We start from the raw sequence: 23337 nt of genomic DNA, 5'->3' as shown, positions 1-23337 counted from the left end.
AGCACTGGGGCGCTTCAGTATAACCGGCGGTTTGGCGACATCTTATGCTGCGCTCGATTTGCTACCGTATAAAGAGTTTTACACCCCGGCAAAGGGCGACAGTTTGCAAGGCGCTTTGGCTTTGGCCTTGCAAAGGGAAAGAGATCAGGCAACTGCGACGCGAAAGTAACTTGCCGCAAGGTGCTTTCCTCCCTAATTCTTTTTGGGAATACGCATTGGGATTGGATCGTCCGAAGGACATTGCAGCAGGGGTGCCATGCTAACCAAAAAAGGCAAATACGGCTTGAAAGCCATGGTGCATCTTGCCGGCGTGTCTAATGGGCAACTGGTTTCCGCAAGTGAGATCGCCGAACGGCATCACATCCCCCGCAAGTTTCTCGATAATATATTCATCGAATTGCGCAATGCAGGCTTTGTGCTGAGTCGCAAAGGCAAGGGTGGCGGCTTTTGTCTGGCACGTCCCGCCAATGAAATTCATATTGGCAATATTATCCGGGCGCTGGATGGCGCACTTGCCCCCATCGCCTGCGCCAGCAAAACCGACTACCAGCCATGCGATGACTGCGATGAGACCGAATGTGAAGTGCGACACATGATGCTCGACGTGCGTGAAGCAATCGCCAATGTACTCGACCATCGCACGCTTGCCGACAGCAGGGCTTCCGAAATCGCCGCGCTGTCGGCTGAGTAGTTTTTTACGCTGCGACCGACCAGCTCGGGAACGGATCACTCAGGCGTAGCCAGCTTTCCGGCTTGAATACTTCTTCCGGCACCAGGCAGTCATCAAGTTCGGCGGTAATTGCGGCCCTGTTCATTGGATCAACGCCGATAAAGACGATCTCCTGCCGACGATCACCCCATTCTGCATCGAGATAGGGTTGCATTGCGCGATGCCATTCCGGTTCTGCCGGCCAATAACTGCGCGGAACTGCAGACCACCAGCGACCACGTTTGTTGGTACGGACCAGCGCACCGGCCTGACTGAGTTCTCCTACATAATCAGGCCTTGTCGCCAGCCAGAAAAAACCCTTGGCGCGGACCACACCCGGCCAGCTCTTATCGATAAAGGCCTGAAAGCGGGCCGGATCGAACGGACGACGCGCACGATAGACGAAAGAGTGAACGCCATATTCTTCTGTTTCAGGCACATGATCGTTGAAGCCATGAAGCTCCTTGTACCAAAGGGGATGCTCATGGGCGCGATTGAAATCGAAGCGTCTTGTATTGAGGATCGCATCAAGCCCAACTTGACCGAAATCCACTTCTTCAATTTGGGCATCCGGATTGAGCGACCGGATCACCTTGCGCGCAAGGTCTCGCTCCTCTGCGCTCGCGGTCGAAATCTTGTTGAGTATCACGACATCTGCAAACTCGATCTGTTCGACCAGCAGGTCGACCAGCGTGCGCTCATCCTCATCGCCCAGCGATTCACCGCGGTCGCGCAGAAAATCATTAGAAGAATAGTCTTTCAGCAGATTGGCGGCATCAACCACCGTGACCATCGTATCGAGGCGCGCCAGATCGGACAGGCTTTCGCCCTTTTCATCACGAAACTCAAAGGTTGCTGCCACCGGTAGAGGCTCCGATATGCCCGTCGATTCAATCAGCAGATAATCGAAACGATCCTGAGCGGCGAGCTGTGCTACTTCTTTCAAAAGATCATCCCGTAAAGTGCAGCAGATACAGCCATTGGTCATTTCAACCAGCTGTTCCTCTGTCCGGGAGAGGTCGGCCCCACCCTCGCGCACAAGGGCGGCATCGATATTGATTTCGCTCATATCGTTTACGATCACCGCAACACGGCGATTCTCGCGATTGTTAAGAACGTGATTGAGAAGGGTGGTCTTGCCTGCACCGAGAAAGCCGGAGAGTACAGTGACGGGAAGCCTTTTCATGGCAACTCCTTTGCTGGCGGTTGTGAGATACGTTGCGGTTGCAGCGTTGCTGGCTATTAATGTTATATCATTACATTCATTTGACTAAAAAGAGGCGGCAAAGCCACCTTTTGAGAGATCCGATTAAAAAATACTCCTCAAACGATCCGGCGTAAGCAGGAGCTGGTCTGACATTGGTCCACTGCAAAATCCCGACCTGCGCTTGAATAGAGGGATTTTCAAATCATTCATCGCGTATCGAAGATGCCGGACCGCCCATACAGACAGCCCGGCGACACAACAGGTCGCTTCTGGGTGGGGTCCCAGAATAAGGGTGCGACCAGTGCTACTTCGACAAACAATTCTTGAGGGAATCAGCCAGATTGCGAATGAGCTGCGGATAGAGATCCGGGCCATCCTTCAATTCCGCGCCAAGCGGATCGAGCGTACCGGTTTTCGCATCCGTTCCATCGATAACCGTATTGACCAGCTTTGGTTCAAACTGCGGCTCGGAGAATACGCAAACAGCGCCCAGTGATTTGATCTTTTCGTGAATATCCTTGATGCGTCCAGCGCCCGGCGCCTTTTCCGGGCTCACGGTGATCGAGCCTGCGGCTTTCACGCCAAAGCGATTCTCGAAATACTGATATGCGTCATGGAAGACGATGAACGGCTTGTCTTTTATAGGCTGAAGTTCGCTGTCGATATCTTTGGTCAGCGCATCGAGCTTGTCGGCATAGTCGGCCGCATTCTTTTCATATTGCGCGGCATGTTCAGGATCGTTTTCGCTCAGAACCTTGGCGATATCACCGACGAGAACCTTGCCGTTCTGTGGATCAAGCCAGAAGTGAAGATCAAACTCGCCATGATGGTGGTGCTCATCGGCTTTTTCTGATGCTTCATCGGCGTGATTATGGTCGTCATGCTTCTTTTCATGCGCATGGTCATGAGCTTCGTGCTTGTGGCCCTCATGCCCATGGTTATGAGCGTGCTCGCCTTCCTCGCCGCCATGATCGTGCGCCTCAAATGGGCCACCTTCGCGGAATTTGAGCTTCGTCAGCCCTTCGGCTTCACCGAGTGCAACAACCTTGGCGCCCTCGCCCAATGTATCGAACGGCTTGTCGAGGAAAGTTTCCATCGAAGGCCCGGCCCAGAAAATCACCTTGGCATGTTCAATGGCTTCGGCATCCGATGGCTTCAGACTATAGGAATGCTCAGAGCCTGCGCCCTGAACAATGAGCTTCGGCTCACCCACACCCTGCATGACTGCTGCAACAAGTGAATGCAGCGGCTTGATGGAAACAACGACGCCTTCGCGCTCGGCGGCTGATGCGACTGTGCCGAAAACCGCCATAAATGCAGATGCCATAAAAAGGGAGTGAAGATGTTTCATGGGTCTCTCTTGATGATTATGCCGAAGGGAACAACATAGATGAATGATATGTTATTTTATTACATCATTTGCGTTATGCTATAACGTCTGCAATAAGGAGATACAACCTCTTTTTGGAGAAATGTGCACAGCCGAGAGACAGCCAACGCAAACAGACCCGAATCGACATATTCTCCCTAATTCTTGAGACAAGAATTTTAGAACGCACGATTCTCATTCCCAAAAGCATCCTTAAAGGCAGCGAAAGCTCAAATTAGAATGGCCCATAAGACCGCCCTCCCCGCGCATTCAGAGCGGGAACCATTGATAGAACTGAAAGGCGCCGGCGTTTATCGCGACGGGCGATGGCTTGTGCGCAATGTTGATCTTGCCGTCCATCGCGGCGAGATCGTTACGCTGATTGGACCGAATGGCGCGGGAAAAAGCACCACTGCCAAAATGGCTCTGCGCGTTTTGAAGCCCGATGAGGGCGCGATCGCCCATAAAAGCGGTCTTCGCATCGGCTATGTGCCGCAGAAGATCAATATTGATCGTACCATGCCGCTTTCGGTCGAGCGTTTAATGACACTGACTGGCCCTCTCGACAAGAATGAAATTGCGGATGCCCTTCAGTCCGTTGGCATTTCGCATCTCCTGAAAGCCGAGATTGCTAATCTTTCCGGTGGCGAGTTTCAGCGCGCTCTCATGGCGCGCGCTTTGGCACGCAAACCCGACATCATGGTATTAGATGAGCCGGTTCAGGGCGTCGATTTTTCCGGTGAAGCCGCACTTTACGAGCTGATTGCAAAACTGCGCGATGATACCGGTTGCGGTGTCCTGCTGATTTCACACGATCTGCATCTGGTGATGGCAGCCACAGATCGCGTTATCTGCCTGAACGGCCATGTCTGCTGCAGTGGAACACCGCGCGATGTCACCTCAAGCCCAGAATATGCACGACTATTTGGCAGCCGCGCGGTCGCTCCGCTTGCTGTCTATGAACATCACCACGATCATACCCACCTGCCCGACGGCCGCGTACTCCATGCCGATGGTTCTGTAACCGATCATTGTCATGCCGATGACGGTCATCATCACGATCATCATGAACATGATCACGGTGGGAACGGGCAAGAAGGCCACAACAATCACGGGCATCACGGGGAGAAGCCAAATGCTTGATGACTTTTTCACCCGCGCCCTTATTGCCGGTGTCGGTCTGGCGCTGACCACGGGTCCGCTTGGCTGTTTCATTGTGTGGCGCCGCATGGCCTATTTTGGCGACACGATGGCCCACTCAGCGCTTCTGGGTGTAGCACTTGCTCTTATCTTCGACATCAATTTGATGATCGGAGTCTTTGCCGTTTCAGTCATGATTTCGGCAATTCTTCTGCTTTTGCAGCGACGCCATACGTTCTCGGCAGATTCCCTGCTCGGCATTCTTTCCCATGCGACCTTGTCGCTCGGTCTGGTGATCGTGGCCTTCATGACCTGGGTGCGTATCGATCTCCTCTCGTTCCTATTCGGCGATTTGCTTGCAGTTTCGCGGATCGACATTGCCTTCATCTATGGCGGCGGCATTCTCGTTTTGGGTGTCATTGCCTGGCTCTGGCGCCCTTTGCTGGCCGCAACCGTCAGCGAGGACATTGCGCGTGCAGAAGGAATGAACCCTGCCGTCTCGCGGATTGTCTTCATGCTGCTTCTGGCGATTGTGATTGCCATTGCGATGAAGATTGTCGGCATTCTGCTGATTACATCGCTTCTGATCATTCCCGCAGCGACCGCCCGGCGCTTTTCATCCACACCGGAGAGAATGGCCATTCTCGCATCTGTGATTGGTGCGCTCGGCGTCATTGGCGGGCTGTATGGCTCTGTCCAGTTCGACACGCCATCCGGCCCATCAATCGTGGTTGCCGCACTCGCTATTTTCATTTTCAGCCTCTTGCCCCTACATAAAGGGGAGGCATCACTGAAACGGACCGCTGGCCAATGAGCAATCATCACCACCATCATAACCATGCATCGCATGATCTGACCCGCAATCAGACGCTCGTTTTCAACGTGTTGTCCAAGGCGGATGGTCCTCTCAGCGCCTATACAATCCTCGACCAGCTCCGTGACGACGGTTTCCGTGCGCCGCTGCAGGTCTATCGGGCGCTCGAAAAGCTGCTCGAATTTGGCATGGTGCATCGCCTTGAAAGCCTCAACGCTTTTGTTGCCTGTGCTCATCCGCAATGCCACCAGCACGGATTGATTGCTTTTGCGATTTGCGAGCAATGCGGTCAGGTGACAGAGTTTTCCGATCCGGCCATCGAAAATCTCGTTAGCGCCTGGAGCCTCCAAAGCGGGTTCAAGTCACGCAAAACCACGCTGGAACTGCGTGGTCGCTGTGAAAAATGCGGTGAGCATTGAACTTAGGTAACGCTTACTAAAGCGATGCCTGCTATATTTTCCCTTCAAGGGGAACAGCAGGCAGAAATTTATGGTACGCAACAAGCCGTCTCAGGAGCGACGTAAGGAAGAGCGACAGCGTACGCGGCTGCGATCAGGCAAGGTTATCGATCTTGATGGTCGGTTCATTATCGAATGCCAGTTCAGCGATATAGCGCCACACGGCGCACGGTTGAGAATCACCGAATTTCCGAGTCTTCCAGAGCGCTTCTGGCTGTTTGACGATCATTATGCGCGCGCACTTCTGGCGCAGATTGTCTGGCGTGAAAAACGTGAAGTCGGCGTTCAGTTTACTGTAGACCCTTCCCTGCCCCCGTTGGATGACGAACGTCTGAGCCAGCTGGCAGGAAAATATTATTCTCTCTAACTACTTATTTTTATTGCATTATCCAACGAGAAACCGCTCCGCATTTTTGCAGGAAATACTGTGAATTAGTGTTCGGCCGACGCCTGCTTGCCCGCTGTATCCGGTGATACAGCACCGCCACGCATATTCATGGCGCGGATTTCTTCAGCGGAAATATAATTGAACTGCTCGACAAGCAGGTCCTTGATGACCGGCTCTGGAAAACGTGCATTCAAATCGGTGATTACAGATGCGCGAACATCCTCGAACTTCACTTTCTCGACTTCTTTCGTATCCGAATAGCTGCCGTAGAACTTACGGAAAATCTCGTCACTGATGAAATATTCGAGCGGAACCGTGATCTTTTTCCGGATATTGGAATCGATCGTATAAACCAGCTGCGTCACGACATAGCCGGCAACGCTGCCATTGGAGATGATGGGAACGCTCATCACATCCGTTTTGACGTAATCGAGTCCACCGAATCCTCCGGCCTCCGCTTTCACCTCACCAGATGATCCATCATTCTGGCGAACGGCGAAAAACAGCGAGCCCAAAGCGACTGCGCAGATCCAGAGACCGATTACGATTGTGCGGATCATCTTGCGTGACCGAGCCTCGCGCTCTGCATGCTATAAGTGCCGTCGGCATCCTGCGTTTCAAGTGCGCCACGAATAAGATCGGCCAGCTCGCCAACAGCGCGCAGATGCAACTGCAGCGCTTCGCAATTCTTCTCAAGCTTCTGCTTGAGGCTATCGAGCAATGGCTGCAATCCCTTCATCGTCGCTGGTTCAGCAAGGCTTGCTGCCTTTTTGATTGCCTTGTTGAAGTCGTACAGGCCACGGCTCTTGCGTGAATTAATCTCAGCAAGATCCGGATGACCGCCTTCAAGCAGAAGACGAGTTTCAGTATCAATGACGTCCTCAAGACGCTGAATTGCACGCACGACCGGCGATAGTACAGGCTGCTGTTCCAGTTCCTGAACCGGGTCTGCCTCCAGTGCTGCTTCCGCCACTTGCGGCAGCAGGCTGATTTCGGAGCTTGTGTCAGTCATTTTCGGGTTCCTCAATTATATAGCATTTCCAGCAAAAGTACGAAGCGGCTTTGCGTCGGATAATGCGTAAAAACAAACAGTTACAGCGGTTTCAACGAACCATTCTTGACTGGAGCCGCTGTAGGTATCAGCAGGTCGCGGTTTTATTCGCCAGTCAGGCCCTGGAAGGGTTTGCTGTCCTGACCGCCCGATTCTGTGCTTGATGTTCAGCATCAGCTACGAGCGCGATCTCCACTTTCATTGTTTCCCAGTTGTTTCTGAATGAGCTGCCGTTCAAATCCGTGAACGATATCTTTTGAAACTGCGTCTGTGTTCATTTCCTGTCCCAGATCGTCGATCACGCCTCCCAAGGCCAAGGTTGACGAGTTTCCGCGCGCACCTTTTGCGCTTCAAGCATTTTTGCGATACCAACGCCGCCGGTATCAGCCATCTTGTTCGCCATCGCTTCGGCCATGATTGATTTCCAATATTCGCCTGCGATGCCCTTGCCGAAAGTAGCTGTCGTATCGCTGGTAAACATCGACTGAACGAAAGATTGCAGCATGAAAGCTTCAAACTTCCGATAAGCCGGATTGACTGTGTTCGCCCCTTGCGGATTGAACTGGACACCTGAAGCCAGGCTTTCAGAAAAGCTGACGAAGTTTGACCCCGTATCCGTATCAGCGCCCACCGGAGCAGTGCTTGCCGATATGGATTTCAGACGCTCTGCCGCAAGGCGATACGCCTGCGGATCAGCCGCACGCGCCACGTCCATAACCAGATCTGACGGCGGATTAATCGCCATACAACTTGTCCTTCTTCATCTCTTGATTGCACATTAATCTGTCAAACTTGACTGAAGCTTGCGGTACGAATCAGTTTCAATTTTATGACCAAGCCTTGGTCAACGCGGCCGGTCCAAACTCACCAGATTTATTACAATTAACTGATTTTATTAACTATTTTTCTACTTTGGTCGCGACTTACAGTCCTACGACGCGGAGGTTTTCCGGCTAACAAACTCTTCAATCAGGCTTGCAAGCTCTCGTCTTTCGGCATCATTGCGGACAGCTTCGAGCCGATCTTCCAGAAGTTCTATCCGACGTTGTTCTTTCAAAAGGCCTCTGCGTTCTGATTCGAGCTGCTGCTCAATCTGTTCAGTTGCGAGCGCATTCGCCCCCAGCCGTTTTATGAGCAGAGATGGATCGACACTAAAGGGATCGCCGTCATAACGGCGATCCTGCATGGCGATCAGCGCGTCACGTTCTTCATCCAGAACAGCCTTGCGGTTACTGGTTACAGCCAGCGAGGCTTCCAGCCGTGCGGCGCCGAGCTTCTGCAAGGTGATGAGCTTTTTCAGATTACGGGCATTGGTTTGAGCCATGCAATCCTCAGAACAAATCGCGCAACTGCGTCGCAGCTTCGCCGGTGAAAAAACGCAGTAGTTCGGGCAGGATGAAGTAAACAACCAGAAGACCGCCGCCCAGCACGAAAGGCATCGACACAAAGTAGACCGGGATCGTCGGCGTCAGCTTATTGATAAGACCGATGGCGAAATTGACCAGAATCGCAAACACAATAAAGGGTGCTGCGATCCGTAACGTCGCCAGAAATGCTGCGGAAAGTGCATCGCTGATGTCGATCATCGCAGCATCAGGCCTGAAATGCCCCTCAACAGGGATAGCCGTATAGGAGCTCAGCAGCGCTCGCAGAATTTCAAGATGCATATCCGTGACGAAAAACAGGAATAGCGCGCTGAAAGTAACAATGGTCGCAAGCGTTGCCTGTGGTTCAGCTTCTGTAATCGCATCTGCGGGAGTACCCGAATAGCCAACAGCCATTGCCATCATGTTGGCCATGAACTGCAATGCCCAGAAATAGATATGCGCCAAAATTCCGATCACCCCTCCGATGAACATTTCGCTGAGCATCAGCCGGAACATCGCCAACGGATGGCTGCCATCTAAGCTCGGAGCAATATTCTGGATCACCAAAGGCAAGACCGCAAAAGAACAGGCCAGCGCGATAAACAATCGTACCTGCAAGGGAATGCGTCCGCTTGAAATGCCGGGCATCAGCATCAGACATGCGCCAACACGGCAGAATGCAAGCATGGCCGCAAACACAAGTTCATTGATCGGCAGTTGCGTGATGGGCAACGGGTTCACTCCCCCGTCAGGAAATCGCGCCGAGCGATTTCACTTCGACACCACGCGCAATCTCCACATGCGACAGCACGGGAAGCGTTGCAAACAGCCGCTCGATAATCATGCGGATGTAAGGGCGCGCTTCCGGCGAAGAAACGAGGACGAAACGCTCGCCGCTATCGAAATGTTTGCGGATCGCTGTGGTTGCTTCTGTGCCGAACTGCTCGAGCTGACGCGGGTCGATATCAAATTCGACGATTTCGCCCTTGTTGTCGCGCTTGAGGCTCTGGTGGAATACGAGGTCCCAACGATTACCAAGACGAAGCACGTTCAGAACACCATTGTCTGAAAGATCGCCGCATATCTGCTGCGCCATCCGCATCCGAACATGCTCGACAATCATCTCAGGTCGGCGGACCAGAGGCGCAATTTCAGCAATGGATTCAAGAATAAGATGCAAATTACGGATCGAGACGCGCTCCGCAAGCAGCAGCTTCAAGACTGCCTGGAGCCCCGAATAGGAAATATTGGCCGGGCAAATATCTTCTAGAAGCTTGCGATATTCTGGTCCAAGGCGGTCCAGCAGAATACGCATATCCTTGTAGGAGAGAAGCTGGGCCAGATTGTTGCGCACGATTTCGCTGAGATGGGTGAGCAGAACCGACAGGTTATCGACAGTCATATAGCCGTCGCGGCGAAGATCTGAAGCAAAAGTCTCCGGCACGGAATAAGCACGCATACCGAAAGCTGGTTCCCGTACTTCCTCACCCGGAATGGATGGCAATGGACGCTCGCCCAGCACCACGAGAATTTCACCGACCCGCAATTCATGGCTCGCAACGGCGGTACCGTGAATTTTGATGCGATAGCTCTTTGGCGGCAACGAAATATCGTCAGTGACTTTGATCTCTGGAATGACGAAACCATATTCCTGAGCAAACTTCTTGCGCATCTTGGCGACGCGGTGCGCCAGCTCCTGCTGCGAAGCGATGAGACGTGCGGAGAGCTGCTTGCCGAGGCAAAGCTCGATCTGCGTGGTTTCCAGCGAAGCCTTGACCGAGTTGCGTTCCTGCTCTTCAGCGCTACGCTGTTTCGACTGTGCTTCTGCCTCTTCCGCCTCGCGCTGACGCGCCTGACGGCGCGGCACGGCAATACCGACAAATGCCATTGCACCGCCAAGCAGGAAGAACGGGAAAGCGGGAAGGCCCGGCATGATACCGAGAACAAACAGAAGGAAGGCAGCAATCAAAAGCGCCTTGGGGTAAGCTCCAAGCTGACCGAAAATCGCCTGATCAGCGGAACCGCGGGTCCCGCCTTTTGATACCAGAAGACCTGCTGCGAGCGAAACGATCAGCGCAGGAATCTGCGTAACCAGACCGTCACCAACCGAGAGCTTGGTGAAGACGTCGGCAGCTTCCGAAATATCCATTCCATGACGGGTAACGCCGATGATAATCCCGCCGAAAATATTGACGGCGGTAATGATCAGACCGGCAATCGCGTCACCGCGCACGAACTTGGACGCGCCGTCCATCGAACCGAAGAATGAGCTTTCTTCTTCCAGTTCACGACGGCGATGCTGCGCCTGCTTTTCGTCGATCAGACCCGACGAAAGATCGGCGTCAATCGCCATCTGCTTGCCGGGAATAGCATCGAGCGTGAAGCGGGCACCCACTTCCGCGATACGCGTCGCACCCTTGGTGATGACGAGGAAGTTGACGATGATGAGGATGGTGAAAACCACAAGACCGATGACAAAATCACCACCCATCACAAACTGCGAAAAACCATGAATAACATGGCCTGCAGCCAGATAGCCCTCGTTACCATGGGTCAGGATCACGCGTGTCGTCGCAATATTGAGCGACAGACGCATCATGGTCGCAATCAGCAGCACCGTCGGGAAGGCCGAGAAATCAAGCGGACGCTGAATCCACAGCGAAACCATGAGGATAAGGACGGAGAACGCAATCGAGAAAGCGAGGCCGATATCCAGAACAACCGCTGGAACAGGCAGGAAAAGCACTGTCAAAATAATGACGATACCGGCAGCAAGACCCATGTCGCTACCGGTCAGAATTCCACGTTTTGTCAATGGCTTAGCTGCTGCCTGCTGCACGTCCGTCTCCTGTTGTCAGACGGAACATAAACGACGAAGCTTGCGCGAGGGCTGCGTTAGAGCAAAAGTCTTGTCGGAGTGAAACGAAGATCGATAAGATTGTGCTTCAAATAAAAAGGTTTACGGCGCCGATCTGATCCAATCAGATCGAAACGCGCTCTAGAAACCCTTTTCGATGCGCGAATAGGCAAGCAGCGTGAAAGAATTGATCTGCGCGCCAACAAATGGCGCAGTAAAGGCAAGCACCACGAAAATAACGATGATCTTCGGCACGAAAGTCAGCGTCATTTCCTGAATCTGGGTCAAAGCCTGGAAAAGCGCGATGCCGATACCTGCAAGCATCGCCGCAAGCACAGCTGGGCCACTCGCCATAAGTACGGTCCAGATCGCCGAATTGACGATGTCGAGCGCATCAGCTTCGTTCACAGGTAAGGTCCTCAGCGCACAGCGCTTTTGCACAGTTTCGGTTCAAATAAACTATCGAAACTTTATCTCAATCTAGATTTTGGCACATGTCATTGTCCCCAAACCCGTACCCGGAGTTGGAGACATCGTTCAACTGATCTTGACGCCCTGGCCGATCAGCATCGTCTTGCCGTCTTCGAGTTCAGCAAGCATACCCGACGACTGGATCGTGACAGACTTGACCACACCCGTAACCGTGCCGTCAGCACTGGTCAGTGTGCGGCCAATCCAGCCTTCAGCCTGCGAAAGCGAGGAATTGGCGATCAGCGTTTCGAGCTTGCTGTTCATCTGCACCGCCTGTTCGACATTGGAGAATGTCGCAAGCTGCGAGACATATTGCGTCGCATCCATCGGCTGTGTAGGGTCCTGGTTCTGCATCTGAGTGACGAGAAGCTTCAGAAAGGAATTGTAATCCACACTCGCCTTTGCGGCAGCAGAACTGCTGCTTGATGACGAGTTTGCCGTGTTGTTGGTCGTATTGTTGGCGCCGACTGTCGATGTTGTCGTCATAGACTTGCCCCTTAGAGCGCTGTTGGTCCCAAAGGACGCTCTATTTGTTTGTTTTCACTTGGATCTGGTTCCAAAAGCCCACTAAGTTTCTTGGACCGATGCCATAGTATTTCCTGTTTGCATCACAGGCACTGACAGGCCTTTTTCACCCATCAGCTCTGCCTCGCGCTTATATTGCGCGCGAATTGTTTTCAGTGCATCGAAGACGCGCCCGTTATGAACCAGCTCATCAACGAGCTTGAGTGCATTGAGAATTTCTGCATCGTTGAACGTCGCAAACATGCCCTTCAGCATCTGTGCAAACGTGTTGCGAGCCTGTTCCCGCAGAGCCGGCTCAATCAGGATCATCTGCGCCGCGAAATAGAGCTGACGCAGCGGGGATGTCGTCTCTTCCGGCTGCAAAACATGGTTTTCCAGAAGGAATGTCGCGTCGTTCAAAAGCTCCAGCGAAACCTTGCGGTCAGCTTTCAAAACCGCGCCGTTGATATAGATTTTTTCGCCTGCACGCAGCGAAAGACGAATCGCTGAATTGCCGTTCGTCGTCATGTCAAAGACCGTCACGGATAGATTGAGTAATCTCGATCAGCCCATCGTAATCAGTGCTCTCACCCTGTCGGATTTGCTCGATCTCCTTGAGAATGAAGATCCCAACCGAAATGATTGCGGCTTTCAGTTCCTTTGGAAGCAAATTCTCTTCTGAACCGAGATCTTCAATGATTGTGGTCCACAGCTTGGTTGTGAAGTATGAAGCATCGATGCCTTCGCGCGATCCGGCACCATGGGCTTTCGCAGCGGCGAGCATTTCAATCGAGCGGTCAAAAAGCATCCGCTCACGCTCCTTGGCGCTCGCCATATCATCATTCATGACGTCTTCGTAGCGCAGCTGATACATGTCGTCTCCGTTTTCAGGCACCACGTATACGAACCGCATCATGCTGCCCGATTCGTGATGGTCTTCTTCGGGGCGGGCGAGCGCCCCACACTATTAAAAGCACAACGTATCGATCCAACATTTGAGAGCGACCTTTATGCATCCAAGAGAGCGCGCCACCCTCAAATGGTTTTATTTCAAATAGTTGAGCAAGTTCATATTCTGCAGCTGTACCGTCAGCGCATAAGAAGTCTCGATCTGCGACATCAGCGCGTTGACGCGCGTGGCAGCCTCGTAGGGATCGACCGATTCGAGATCGAGAGCCGATTCATTGAGGATTTTCTGCTGTGCCCCAATCCGCGTTGTCGCGGCATTGGTGCGTTGCTGAGCCAGACCCAGCGTCGTCTGTTCAGAAGTCGTCTCCGTAATTGCCTGCGTTGTGGTTTGCATCGCCTGATTTGTCAGTGCCTGAAACGCGGAATTACTCAGACCGATCGTTGCAAACTCGGACACCATAACTGCAGACATGATGGTCTTGCGGAAACCATCAGCATTCGCCGAAATGGAGGTCGAAGCCGTTTCTGTGGGGGAAATACGGCTCTTAATCACCTTATCAGAAGCATTCGACCAATTGGCATCCCAGTTGGCATCATTGAACTGTTCGGCAAAATCACCTTCGAGGAAGGTCTTCATTTGATCGCCAGTGATACTGGCAACCTGCGGATCATTCATGGCAAAACCGAAATGATCTTCAAATGCCTGACGAACCGCATTCTGTGCCTGGCTGCCTTCCGTGTAGTCAGCAATCGGCTTCACATCTGTGTTCACGCCTGAGAAGATATATTCGCCGTTATAGCTGGTGTTGAGTGAGCCTGTGACTGAATCCAGCAACGACTTTGCCGTTCTCGCAGCAGTCTGCGCACTTTCAACGGTACTGTTTGCACCCGTCAGATCACCCAGAAAATCCTGCGTGTTCTCGATAATGGTGGTGGTTGCAGTCTGCGTCGTTTTCATACGCTGCTGCAGCAGCTTGTTCATGTCGGTGAGAACGCTAAGGCGATCATATTCCTTACGCAGCGAAATGGTCTGTCCAGACTTGGAACCCAGAGACAAACCTACATCGAACACCGTGCCTGTGGTGGCTTCCTGCTGCGCCTTTGCAAGCTCAGCCTTCGTCTTTGCGACGAGAACCTTGAGGGCTGAAGCTGCACCATATGTAGAAATAGATTGCGCTTTCATAAGCCTCACACCGCTCTGAGAAGTTCGTCAAGCATGGCGTTGACCGTCGTCAGTACCCGGCTTGATGCCTGATAGGAATGTTCCAGATCGAGAAGCAGTGCCATCTCGGTGTTGATATCGACACCGTTGGCATTGGACAGAGCCTGATCGGCCTGACCTGCTACAGTCTGGTTATAGGAGAAATTGGCATTCGCAGTCTTGCGCTTGCCTTCAAGCCAGCTGATGGACGACGCGCTGTAATCAATCAGGCTCGCATTTGAGCTGAGACCTGCCGAAGAAGCGAAAGTCAGCGGCTCGGAGAACGCCTCATTCAACGCGCGCAGACGATCGCTAAAGCCACTGGCGCCGGTTGAATTATATTTGTAATTCGCGCCATTTGCACCGCCATCGCGCAACAGCAGCGAGCTGCCGCCTTCGGTTGCAACAAATGCCGATGACACATTGATCGTGCCTGCGAGACCAGCTGTCACACCCGCACCTGGAACGGCAGGCGAACCTGACCAGCCGAAAAGGCCTGTTAGTTTTGGACCTGCACCGGTCTGGTCGGTTTCTGCAAACATCGACACCAGACCGCGAGCGATCTCGTCGAGCTGCATCTGATACTGCGGCGCAATCTGATCGCGCAGCTGCAGAAGTCCGCTCAGACGGCCAGTGCCATAAGGCTGATCGAATGTATCATGCGTAAGCGGGACACCATCGACGAGAACGGCATTGCCAGCAACACCAGCCGCCAGACCGCCGGACGATTCGAAGCTGATCTTGCGCGCCGTGGTTTCAAACAACGTCACACCATTTTCCGCAAAAATGACCATGTCATTATCGCCGCGAACCATGGTTGTGATGCCCAGTTCGCCGGAAAGCTGCTTCAGCAGTGAATCGCGCTGATCAAGAAAATCAGACACATCGTTGCCAGCGCGTGTGCCGCTGACGATCTGCTGGTTGATCTTCTCGAATTTCGACAACACGTCGTTGATATTGGCAACGGAGTCCGCGATTTCATTATCTGCATCGGTACGCAGAGACTGGATCTGCTTCGTGCCAGCGTTCAATGCATTGGCCAGCGACTGCGCCGTCGAAACAACGCTATCACCAAGGGCCGAATTGGATGGCGAGGCAGCAAAAGTCTGGAGCGCATCGCGAAGATCACCGATCAACGCCGAAGGCGAACCTGAGAAATTATCTGCCGAATAAAGCGACGAAAGGCGGTCAAGTCCGCCTGCGAGAATGGACGACGACGATGCCGTGCTGTTCGACTGGATAAAGCGGTTGAACAACGCTTCGTCAGCGGATCGGCTTATATTGACATAAAGCGAACCATACGGCCCCGAAGCCAGCGACGCAGTGCGGCGCGAGTAATCAGGATCATTGACCCCCGCAATATTGCGAGAGACGACTGACGTCTGCTTGGACGTTGCCGCAAGCGAACTTTTGGCCGTCAGAAGAGCAGAACTAAGCGACATCTTATCCCCATCCTACGTCGAACCGTTTTTGTTGCGAAAACAGTCCAGTTTTAAAACTGCAATTCCGGGGAGACTGACCACCTCCCCGGAACCGCATCAATTTATCTTTTCAGGTTAACCAGCACGTCCATCAATTCGGAGCCGGTCTGGAAGACCTTCGAATTGGCGGTGTAGCTGCGCTGAGCTTCGATCATGTCGGTCAGCTCTTGAGCAATATCCGCATTGGATTCTTCAAGCGCTCCAGCCGAAACCTTGCCCATGCCACCATTTTCAGGAAAGCCAAGCTGGATATTGCCGGATTCTGCACTTGGCGAGAACACGTTGCCGCTGATTACCGACATGCGGTCGGGGCTTGCCACGGTTCCGAGTGGAATACGGTAAAGCAGTTTCTGCGCACCATTTTCATAGTGTGCGACAACCGAACCGTCTTTGCCGATATCCACGCCCTTGATGGACGAAGGAGCTTGACCGTTGATAACGGCTTCACTGATTGTATAGTCTTCTGCAAGCTGCTTGGACGAACCAAGATTAAGATCGAGCGCTCGACCATTATAGGCTGTGAGGTCGACCGCAACGTCACCGCCAGAAAGCAGCTTACCGTTCGCGCCATCAAAGGTCAGTGTTGTTGTACCCACTTCAGCGCCATCCGCAGCATTCTTGATGGAAACGTCCCAGGTATTGTCGCCGGTCTTGGAAAAATAGACATCCAGCGTGATCTTGCCGCCGAGATTGTCGTAAGCGATCAGCGATGTCTTGTGATTGAATTCGCCGGCAGCAGGAACCGAATCCGTCGAAGGCAGGTTGACGGTGAAATTGCCGGACGTGCTAGGTGTTGCAACAAGATCGGACTGCTTGACGTTCACACGTTCCAGACCATCAAAGCTATTGGCGACCGTATTGACATTACCGTTAGCATCCGCTGGATAACCCATGAGATAATAACCCGACGTATTGAGCAGATTGCCATACTGATCTGGAACAAAAGAGCCGGCGCGCGTCAGGTAAGGCGTACCATCAGCATCACTGACGACAAAATAACCATTACCATCAATCGCAAGATCAGTTTTCGAAGACGTTGGACGAATGCCGCCTTGGTCGGAAATGCCGTAGCGGATGTTGGTCTCTACGCTGCCCGAATTATATTGGCCTGCTGTGTTAGGCAAAACGAGCGATGAGAACTGCGCATCGGCGCGCTTATAGCCAACCGTGCTTGCATTCGCGATGTTATCAGCGACTGCCGACAAGCGGTTCGCCTGCGCGTTCATACCTGAAACGCCGGTCCGCATCATACCGTAGAGGCTCATTGGCAACTCCTGAGAATTTGAGAATCCGCAGATAAGCTATCGGGCCACGCTTGCGTGAAACTGTAGCCTTAAGATTTTTTACGCTTTTACTGAGGACACAATCAGTTTCAGGGGTTGCCCGGACAAGACTACCTTTAAAAACCGCGAATTACTGGATTTGAGCTTTTGAAAGCTCGACAGAAAGGACACGAATCTCAATCGATGTTGATTGAGTATCCAATAAAACGTTTTGAATCAACAGGATCAAAACCAAGCTTTTCACGCAATTTTTTGCGGAGCTTGCTAATATGGCTTTCGACCACATTCTCTTCGACTTCACTGTCGAAAATGCCGTAAATCGCGCTGAAAATCTGCGCCTTATTCAGGCGGCGACCACGGTTTGCGATTAGATATTCAAGGATCCGGCGCTCGCGACGCGGCAGCGGGAAATCCACACCATTTATCTGTGGATCACGGCCATCGGAGAAAACGCGGATCGGTCCAAGCTCGGTTCCATCATTGCCTGATGCAGCCGAAGCACCTGTGCGGCGGCGAATTGCGTTGATGCGGGCGAGGATTTCGCGGACGTGAACCGGCTTGCGGACGACATCATCAACTCCGGATTGAAAAAGCTCCAGAGTGTGTTCCAGTGACGGGCGGTCGTTTACGGCAATAACAGGCGCCTTGCAGCGTTCACGAATACGCGCTGGCAGACCGTTTTGAGCCTCGCACTCGCCAATCAGGAAGGCTTCTACAGCCATAATATCCTGATGGGGGACGCTTTCGACCCATTCATTGAAATCGGATGGTGTGAACCCAGTCGTCGTGATGCCTTCTCGGCTGAACCAAGAGGAGTACCCCTCAGTCACAATATTCCGCTCATCTACGACTACGATCATCGGCCCGCCTTCCGAATCAATATGTTAACCCAAGCAAGACAGAAGTAACCGGCAGGCGGAGTCAGCGGCAATTACACAAAATTGCCCGCAATAAATTGGGATGTATTTTAGTATTATCTAATTTAAGAGGAATCGCCATGATTGCATCGGCTTGGCACTCTTGGTCTGAAAATCTTAACAAGTCGTTAACGCGCTCACGAAGTTTAACGATTCTTTACAAGGACTTAAAAATTTACCCTCTAAAATACATTATCTAGCTATATGCAATTACGGGTTGCCCCCCTAAAAACTGCATGTATATAGCATCGCTCTACAACCCGCAAATTCGTAGCGTTCCAGATCAACCTGCGCAGAAGTTTTTTGCCTGAGGCGTCCAATTTCCGAAGCCAGTTGCGATCATATTTGTCATCACACGACAGACGTATCGCTTCTGTGCAGGATCGTTATTCGGACCTGCATGATAACGCGCAACTGCCATTGTCCAGTTGCCTTCGCGCTCACGCAGACGCTTTAGGAAGCGTGCAGCATAATCAACATTGAGGCTTGGTTGCAGCATAGCACCGACAGACGGAAATTCACTGGAATGATAATAGTGATTGATCTGCATGCAGCCCAGATCAATCAGTTTTGCACCTTCGGCGTGTACTTGGGTGAAACGTCTTAGAGCGGCCGCTTGAGATGGGAAAAACTCAGCCCTTCCTTCAATGTTCATCGCATAGGGTTGAAGCGAATTTTTGCGCCCGGTTTCGGTCAGACCAACAGCATAAAGAATACCGAGTGGCACATCATAGCGGGCGGACGCTCGATGCATTTCCCGTTCGCAAATATTCTCTGCTTTAGCGTCTGCTAAACTAAACGACGAGGCCGCGATTCCGGCCGCCAGAAAGACCAGAAATTTCGCGCTCATTGGCTTCAGTCGATGTGCGAGCGCGTGCATTATTGCTGTCTGCCTGGCCAGATTCGCCATTCTGCCTGCCCTCACCACCCATAAATTGCGCCTGAGACTGCGCCTGCGCATTTCCCCGGCTATCCGAGCCATTTTGCATGTCAAAAGTCTGCTGGCCTTGCTGTTGAGAGCTGGCCTGCTGTTGCCCCGCACTATGGCTTGCGGAGCTGTGCTGAACTGCACTGACTGCTCCGCGTTCAGTCACCGTGACCGAAATTTTCGTGTCGTCCGTAATGCCTGCAACTTTCAAAGCTTTTTCGATCATTGAGCGATCGGCAATCAGCGCCTCGGCAGCATGGGCTTTGCCAGCCACCAGATGCACTTCCACGCTGTCGGCAACCAGACGAATACGAGCAGTCACCGCACCGAGCTCTACAGGGTCAAGCCTGATCTGCAAGGTCTTCACAGCACCAAAGCTTCGTTCGGAGAGGACCTGGATATCCGCGATACGTGCTGCAGCCGTGGGCGCTGCTGGCGCAGGCGCTTTTACATCGGCAACAGGTGCAGACTTCCCAGTTTGCTGCTGCAGCTGAACATTCGGACGATCAGCTTCTGCGGCATTGCTGGGTTGAAGTATAAGCTCAGGCTTGGGCGATGCAGAAGAGCCGTCTGTGGCGCTGTCAGTCTGCTGATCTTTTGTTGTAGCAGGTAGAGTGTGGCTGACCAAATTTTCAGGCTTTGCAGGACCCTTGGAATCTGCTGTTGCTTGCGTCTGCGTGTTTGCCTGAACGTTTTCCTTATGATCCTTCTTTGGCTCTGCATCAGGTATAGGCAGGTCAGCGGCAACTGCAGTCGTCAGCGCAGAATCTGCAGCTTCAGCAGCATCGGCCAGCGCCGATACATTCATCGACTGCTTGTTGGCATTATCACGCGCAGCAAGCTGATCCTCATCTTTTGGGTTGTTGAACCCTGCAGCAAGTGCAAGCAGGTTCTGCGACACACCATAGACCGAAGATTGAGCAGGCGTATCGCGATCAGCTTTGTCGCTATCTTCCGACTGCGCCTCATCCTTCTGCTCGCCTTCAAGCGATAGCTTGTTTTGAGACTTTTCCAACAATGCACCAAACAGTTTTGCCGGTTCAGACTGTTCCTGATTTTCGCCATTGGCTTTTGCCACAGCGCCCTGTTGGGCGCCTGTACCCTTGGCAAGTGAAGCCAGTCTTCCAGCCGTAGTGAGCAAAAGACCTACGCTCATTGATTAGTCTTTCCTAGCAAGGCATCAATTTCTGCAAGCTTGCGCCGCGCATCATCCATTGTCTTCTGCACATCATCTTCCGGCTTTGCAGGCCGGGATGGCTTCCAACCGGTAGCAGGCGAAGGGATCTCTGGCGCCTTGGGCACGACGGGCGCCTCATCACCGTCAGCAATCGGCATTGCCGGAATGTCAGTTTCGCTTCTGACAGGCTTTGTTGCGCCCTCAACGGGAGGCTTGCGCGTCACCACCGAGCCAACCGCTTCCGCCGCCTGCAGAAGCTGCCTGTCGCGTTCCTGCAAACGATCAGGCGAAATTTGAGACAATTCACGCAATGCGTCTTTAGCGGAATCCGAAGCAACATCACTTGCCGCCGCATAAAGATTGGCTCTGCTTGGGTCAGCTTTCAGATGATCGGCAAGCTTTCTTGCCTCAGTTGACATGAAGCGCGCGCGCTCTGTCTGCCCATCCACCAGAGCGCCACGCGCAATCTGCAGATAAAGCGAATATTGCATGACCGGATCAGCTGTACCAATCAACTTGACCAGTTCGGCATTGCCGATGCGATCATTGAGCTTCAACGCCGCATCCACAAATTGTTTCATAAAATCACGCATATAGGGCGAGCGCGGGAAGCGCTGGAGATAATTGCGCGATAGCATCCTGATCTTGTCTGCGTCACCGAGCTTGGCGGCAATCGGCATCGAACGACGAATAGCGGCTTCTTCAAAAAGCGTACCCGGACTATCGAGCCGCACTTGATCAAGACGCAGAAGTGCTGTTGCAGGATCAAAAGCGGTCATCTGACCGGTCGTTACCAGCACGATGGAAGATCGCAACTCTGCCGGCAGCTGTGGTGACAGCGGCATTGAGAACAACTTTACCACCTCGATGTTCTGACCCGATGCGTAGGCAAGCGCACCTTTGACGAGTTCTTGCGGAACAGTCTTGCCATCAAAGCCAGCAAGCACCTTTCGCACGGCATCAGGATTGCCGCCGTTAAACAGATAGATGATTGCCGCATAGATATTCTCAGGCTTGTCCCAGAATTCCTTTGGAGCGCGCTCCATATCAGCGCTCACAAAAATCAGCAGCCTGTTGAGCATTACAACGGCTTCAGGTTTTCCGGAAACCAGCTGGTCCTGCAACATGCGCAGTGAACGGACGAGCTTATATGGCTCAAGCACCGGCAAGTTGCGTGGCTCTTCTGCTGCTTGCGTCTGGCCTTGGGTCTGAGCATAGGAAACTGCTCCTCCGCTTGCCAGCGGAAGGCTTGCAACAAGTGCCACCAAGGAGCGCGTTACCAGTTTCTTCATGGGTTGGACTTGAGGAAGATGTCGATGCGACGATTTTCGGCGGCATTTGGATCGGCGGTGTTCTTTGGCTGACGGTCGGCATAGCCTTCAACACGCAGCACACGCTTTTCATCCAGCCCGCCACGCACCAGCATGTAATAAGCCATCTGCGCACGGGCCGAAGACAAGCGCCAATTGTCATAGGTCGCACTCTTGAAAGGTCGGGCGTCGGTGTGACCGCTGATGACAACCTCACCCGGCTGACGCGCGATAACCTGCGCAATACGTTCAAGCATCTGCACCACACGCGCATCCGGCTTGGCGGAGCCAATCGTGAACATGCCAAAATCGACTTTATCGGTCAGCTGGATCATGACACCGCCATCGACCGGGACGACTGTCACATCAGGCATAGGCTCAGCGTTTGCCGCCTTGCTGCCATCGGTCGATGCGTCTCCGTCGGCTGCCTTCTTCAAATCAGAAATCAGCTTTTCCTGATTCTCTGCTGGCTTTTCAGCTTCTTCGGGCTTTACCTCGGTTTTTGCTTCCACTGTTTGCTGTGGCGGCGTTGCAGGGGCAGCTTCCGGCGGCGTCAGCTCTTCCACGGCCTTGCTGGACCAGTAGTCAGGGCTGAACGGATCGCGATAGGCATCGCCGCCATCAGCGCCTGTCTGCGTGCCAGCCTGTGCGCTGCCGCCATCACCCTTCATGGATTGGTTCTGCAGAACGCCCGTTTCATGTGCAAGTTCGGACAGAACAGCATATGGTTCACGGAACATGCGGCTTTCTTCCTGCTCAATCGGCGGGGAAGCAGCACTATCATTGATAACCTTGGTGCCGTTTTCAATCTGCTTGTCGCTCTCGAAGCGAACTCTACCGTTCTGTTCGTCAATGTCCTGCACGCCCTTTGGGCTTGAATGACGATCCATCAGCTTGACGGGATTAAAGTAGCTGGCGACTGCCGCCTTGCTTTCTTCGTTGGCAGCATTAATAAGCCACATGACGAGAAAAAATGCCATCATCGCAGTCATGAAGTCAGCGTAAGCGATCTTCCAGACACCACCATGATGATCGTCATGATCATCATGCTTGCCACGGCGGACGATAATGATTTCGCGCTTGGTTTCCGGATCGATGCTCATCTGGCAGCTGCCCTTAGTTCTTCCAGAACTGGCGCGAGTCGTGTTTCAAGCGCACGATCGCCAAAGGAAAATGTGAGTTCGCTGGACGCATTCTCAGTAAAACGGCATCCGGGCGGCAGAAGGTCGGCGTGGTCCTTGAGCGGCTCAAGCAGATGGGCTGGACCGAAGATTTCAGGTGCTTCGCCTTCCAGAGCCAGCGTGCTGATCCGTTGCGCGAAACCGGCTATCGCATCCTGTTCGATTTTGGCTGCCAGTAACGGCGTCAGAATCTCTGCAATCTGCTCTGACATGGATTGCTCAAGCCCGCTCACAGCTTCCGTCAAGGCTCCAGCCAACAGATTGGCCTGCTCACGAGAGAAGCTCGCACGCAACGCTTCGATTTCCACTTCATGCTCACGCAGCAGCCTGGCCTTCTCGGCCTCATAAAGCGCTTCTGCTTCCTTGTGACCGTCTCCGCGACCGGCCTCAAACGCTGCCCGCTTTTCCTCTTCAAGAGCAATGATAGTTGCAACTTCCACCTGCTCTGCAAATGGAGGCTTCTCCGGAGCCTCAGTCATTTGCGGATCAGTGTGCAGCAGGTGCTCCGACAAAGGCTGCGGCTGTGTGGGGGCCGCAATGATTTCGACCGCTTCGTCGGCGATACGATGCGTCGAGAAATCAGGAAGGTAGCGGCTGAGTGCGAGCGTGCTCATA

General features: G+C 53.0%; 26 protein-coding genes and 1 pseudogene (1 of these 27 cut by a window edge). 6 read left to right on the top strand and 21 right to left on the bottom strand.

Features of this window, described 5'->3' with window-relative positions; all coding sequences use genetic code 11:
- A protein-coding gene (locus H5024_RS15230) for a BadF/BadG/BcrA/BcrD ATPase family protein (RefSeq protein ID WP_187547998.1) crosses the window boundary here: on the top strand, positions 1–169 show its 3' end. Its footprint begins 716 nt before the window's first position; 169 of the gene's 885 nt are visible here — the last part of the coding sequence; its start codon lies beyond the left edge, outside the window; its stop codon occupies positions 167–169.
- 87 nt (positions 170–256) lie between these two features.
- Positions 257–691 (top strand): Rrf2 family transcriptional regulator, encoded by a 435-nt coding sequence (locus H5024_RS15225; protein ID WP_187547997.1) that lies wholly within the window; start codon positions 257–259, stop codon positions 689–691.
- Between the two features lie 4 nt (positions 692–695).
- On the opposite strand, the gene zigA is transcribed toward H5024_RS15225, so the two are convergent.
- Both zigA and znuA read right to left on the bottom strand, forming a co-directional pair.
- Complete coding sequence (zigA, locus tag H5024_RS15220; protein ID WP_064321452.1) at positions 696–1895, bottom strand: zinc metallochaperone GTPase ZigA; 1200 nt, start codon at positions 1893–1895, stop codon at positions 696–698.
- Positions 1896–2220: 325 nt separating this feature from the next.
- Entirely contained in the window at positions 2221–3267 is a 1047-nt protein-coding gene (znuA, locus tag H5024_RS15215; protein WP_187547996.1) for a zinc ABC transporter substrate-binding protein ZnuA, read from the bottom strand.
- Between the two features lie 258 nt (positions 3268–3525).
- Here znuA and H5024_RS15210 point away from each other — a divergent pair, with 258 nt between their 5' ends.
- The 4 genes from H5024_RS15210 (at position 3526) to H5024_RS15195 (ending at position 6064) form a co-directional block, all read left to right on the top strand.
- Positions 3526–4428, top strand: a complete 903-nt coding sequence (locus H5024_RS15210) for a metal ABC transporter ATP-binding protein (RefSeq protein WP_187547995.1) — start codon at positions 3526–3528, stop codon at positions 4426–4428.
- A complete protein-coding gene (gene znuB / locus H5024_RS15205; RefSeq protein ID WP_348770719.1) occupies positions 4358–5239 on the top strand; it encodes a zinc ABC transporter permease subunit ZnuB in 882 nt (293 codons plus the stop codon). The genes H5024_RS15210 and znuB overlap by 71 nt, the downstream gene beginning before the upstream one ends.
- Positions 5236–5658, top strand: coding sequence for a Fur family transcriptional regulator (locus tag H5024_RS15200; RefSeq protein WP_007877005.1), 423 nt, complete (start codon positions 5236–5238; stop codon positions 5656–5658). The genes znuB and H5024_RS15200 overlap by 4 nt, the downstream gene beginning before the upstream one ends.
- A gap of 70 nt (positions 5659–5728) precedes the next feature.
- Complete coding sequence (locus tag H5024_RS15195; protein WP_187547993.1) at positions 5729–6064, top strand: PilZ domain-containing protein; 336 nt, start codon at positions 5729–5731, stop codon at positions 6062–6064.
- A gap of 65 nt (positions 6065–6129) precedes the next feature.
- Here the strand turns inward: H5024_RS15195 and H5024_RS15190 are convergent, their stop codons facing one another.
- From H5024_RS15190 to H5024_RS15100, 19 genes and pseudogenes are all read right to left on the bottom strand, one after another.
- Positions 6130–6645, bottom strand: coding sequence for a hypothetical protein (locus H5024_RS15190; RefSeq protein ID WP_064321447.1), 516 nt, complete (start codon positions 6643–6645; stop codon positions 6130–6132).
- On the bottom strand, positions 6642–7097 hold the full coding sequence (locus H5024_RS15185; protein WP_079213160.1) for a flagellar protein FlgN: 456 nt from the start codon (positions 7095–7097) through the stop codon (positions 6642–6644). Before H5024_RS15185 ends, H5024_RS15190 begins: the two co-directional genes overlap by 4 nt.
- A gap of 212 nt (positions 7098–7309) precedes the next feature.
- A pseudogene (locus tag H5024_RS15180) lies at positions 7310–7881 on the bottom strand (rod-binding protein).
- A 186-nt stretch (positions 7882–8067) separates the two neighbouring features.
- Positions 8068–8460 (bottom strand): hypothetical protein, encoded by a 393-nt coding sequence (locus H5024_RS15175; RefSeq protein WP_187547992.1) that lies wholly within the window; start codon positions 8458–8460, stop codon positions 8068–8070.
- Between the two features lie 7 nt (positions 8461–8467).
- Positions 8468–9235 carry a flagellar biosynthetic protein FliR gene (gene fliR, locus H5024_RS15170; RefSeq protein ID WP_187547991.1) on the bottom strand — a complete coding sequence of 256 codons (768 nt, stop codon included), beginning with the start codon at positions 9233–9235 and terminating at the stop codon, positions 8468–8470.
- A gap of 16 nt (positions 9236–9251) precedes the next feature.
- Positions 9252–11285: a flagellar biosynthesis protein FlhA gene (gene flhA / locus H5024_RS15165; RefSeq protein WP_247875361.1), complete on the bottom strand. Its 2034-nt coding sequence runs from the start codon at positions 11283–11285 to the stop codon at positions 9252–9254.
- A gap of 216 nt (positions 11286–11501) precedes the next feature.
- The gene (gene fliQ / locus H5024_RS15160; RefSeq protein WP_064321443.1) at positions 11502–11768 is read right to left on the bottom strand and encodes a flagellar biosynthesis protein FliQ; all 267 of its coding nucleotides are present in this window, start codon (positions 11766–11768) and stop codon (positions 11502–11504) included.
- Between the two features lie 129 nt (positions 11769–11897).
- Positions 11898–12317: a flagellar hook assembly protein FlgD gene (flgD, locus tag H5024_RS15155; protein WP_007877014.1), complete on the bottom strand. Its 420-nt coding sequence runs from the start codon at positions 12315–12317 to the stop codon at positions 11898–11900.
- Between the two features lie 81 nt (positions 12318–12398).
- Positions 12399–12863, bottom strand: a complete 465-nt coding sequence (gene flbT / locus H5024_RS15150) for a flagellar biosynthesis repressor FlbT (protein ID WP_187547989.1) — start codon at positions 12861–12863, stop codon at positions 12399–12401.
- 1 nt (position 12864) lies between these two features.
- Positions 12865–13209 carry a flagellar biosynthesis regulator FlaF gene (flaF, locus tag H5024_RS15145; protein WP_187548644.1) on the bottom strand — a complete coding sequence of 115 codons (345 nt, stop codon included), beginning with the start codon at positions 13207–13209 and terminating at the stop codon, positions 12865–12867.
- 171 nt (positions 13210–13380) lie between these two features.
- A complete protein-coding gene (locus H5024_RS15140) occupies positions 13381–14427 on the bottom strand; it encodes a flagellar hook-associated family protein (RefSeq protein ID WP_187547988.1) in 1047 nt (348 codons plus the stop codon).
- 5 nt (positions 14428–14432) lie between these two features.
- A complete protein-coding gene (flgK, locus tag H5024_RS15135; protein ID WP_187547987.1) occupies positions 14433–15887 on the bottom strand; it encodes a flagellar hook-associated protein FlgK in 1455 nt (484 codons plus the stop codon).
- Positions 15888–15988: 101 nt separating this feature from the next.
- Complete coding sequence (locus H5024_RS15130) at positions 15989–17191, bottom strand: flagellar hook protein FlgE (protein WP_187547986.1); 1203 nt, start codon at positions 17189–17191, stop codon at positions 15989–15991.
- A 194-nt stretch (positions 17192–17385) separates the two neighbouring features.
- Complete coding sequence (locus H5024_RS15125) at positions 17386–18069, bottom strand: response regulator transcription factor (protein WP_187547985.1); 684 nt, start codon at positions 18067–18069, stop codon at positions 17386–17388.
- Between the two features lie 340 nt (positions 18070–18409).
- Positions 18410–18880, bottom strand: a complete 471-nt coding sequence (locus tag H5024_RS15120) for a transglycosylase SLT domain-containing protein (RefSeq protein WP_247875299.1) — start codon at positions 18878–18880, stop codon at positions 18410–18412.
- 40 nt (positions 18881–18920) lie between these two features.
- Positions 18921–20210, bottom strand: a complete 1290-nt coding sequence (locus H5024_RS15115) for a flagellar hook-length control protein FliK (protein WP_247875298.1) — start codon at positions 20208–20210, stop codon at positions 18921–18923.
- Complete coding sequence (locus H5024_RS15110; RefSeq protein WP_187547984.1) at positions 20207–21523, bottom strand: chemotaxis protein; 1317 nt, start codon at positions 21521–21523, stop codon at positions 20207–20209. The genes H5024_RS15115 and H5024_RS15110 overlap by 4 nt, the downstream gene beginning before the upstream one ends.
- Positions 21520–22644: a flagellar motor protein MotB gene (locus H5024_RS15105; RefSeq protein WP_187547983.1), complete on the bottom strand. Its 1125-nt coding sequence runs from the start codon at positions 22642–22644 to the stop codon at positions 21520–21522. The genes H5024_RS15110 and H5024_RS15105 overlap by 4 nt, the downstream gene beginning before the upstream one ends.
- On the bottom strand, positions 22641–23336 hold the full coding sequence (locus H5024_RS15100) for a hypothetical protein (protein ID WP_187547982.1): 696 nt from the start codon (positions 23334–23336) through the stop codon (positions 22641–22643). The genes H5024_RS15105 and H5024_RS15100 overlap by 4 nt, the downstream gene beginning before the upstream one ends.
- Position 23337 lies beyond the last annotated feature (1 nt).

The organism is Ochrobactrum sp. Marseille-Q0166 (genome assembly GCF_014397025.1).
Taxonomy (GTDB): domain Bacteria; phylum Pseudomonadota; class Alphaproteobacteria; order Rhizobiales; family Rhizobiaceae; genus Brucella.
This window is presented reverse-complemented; position numbering and strand designations above follow the sequence as displayed.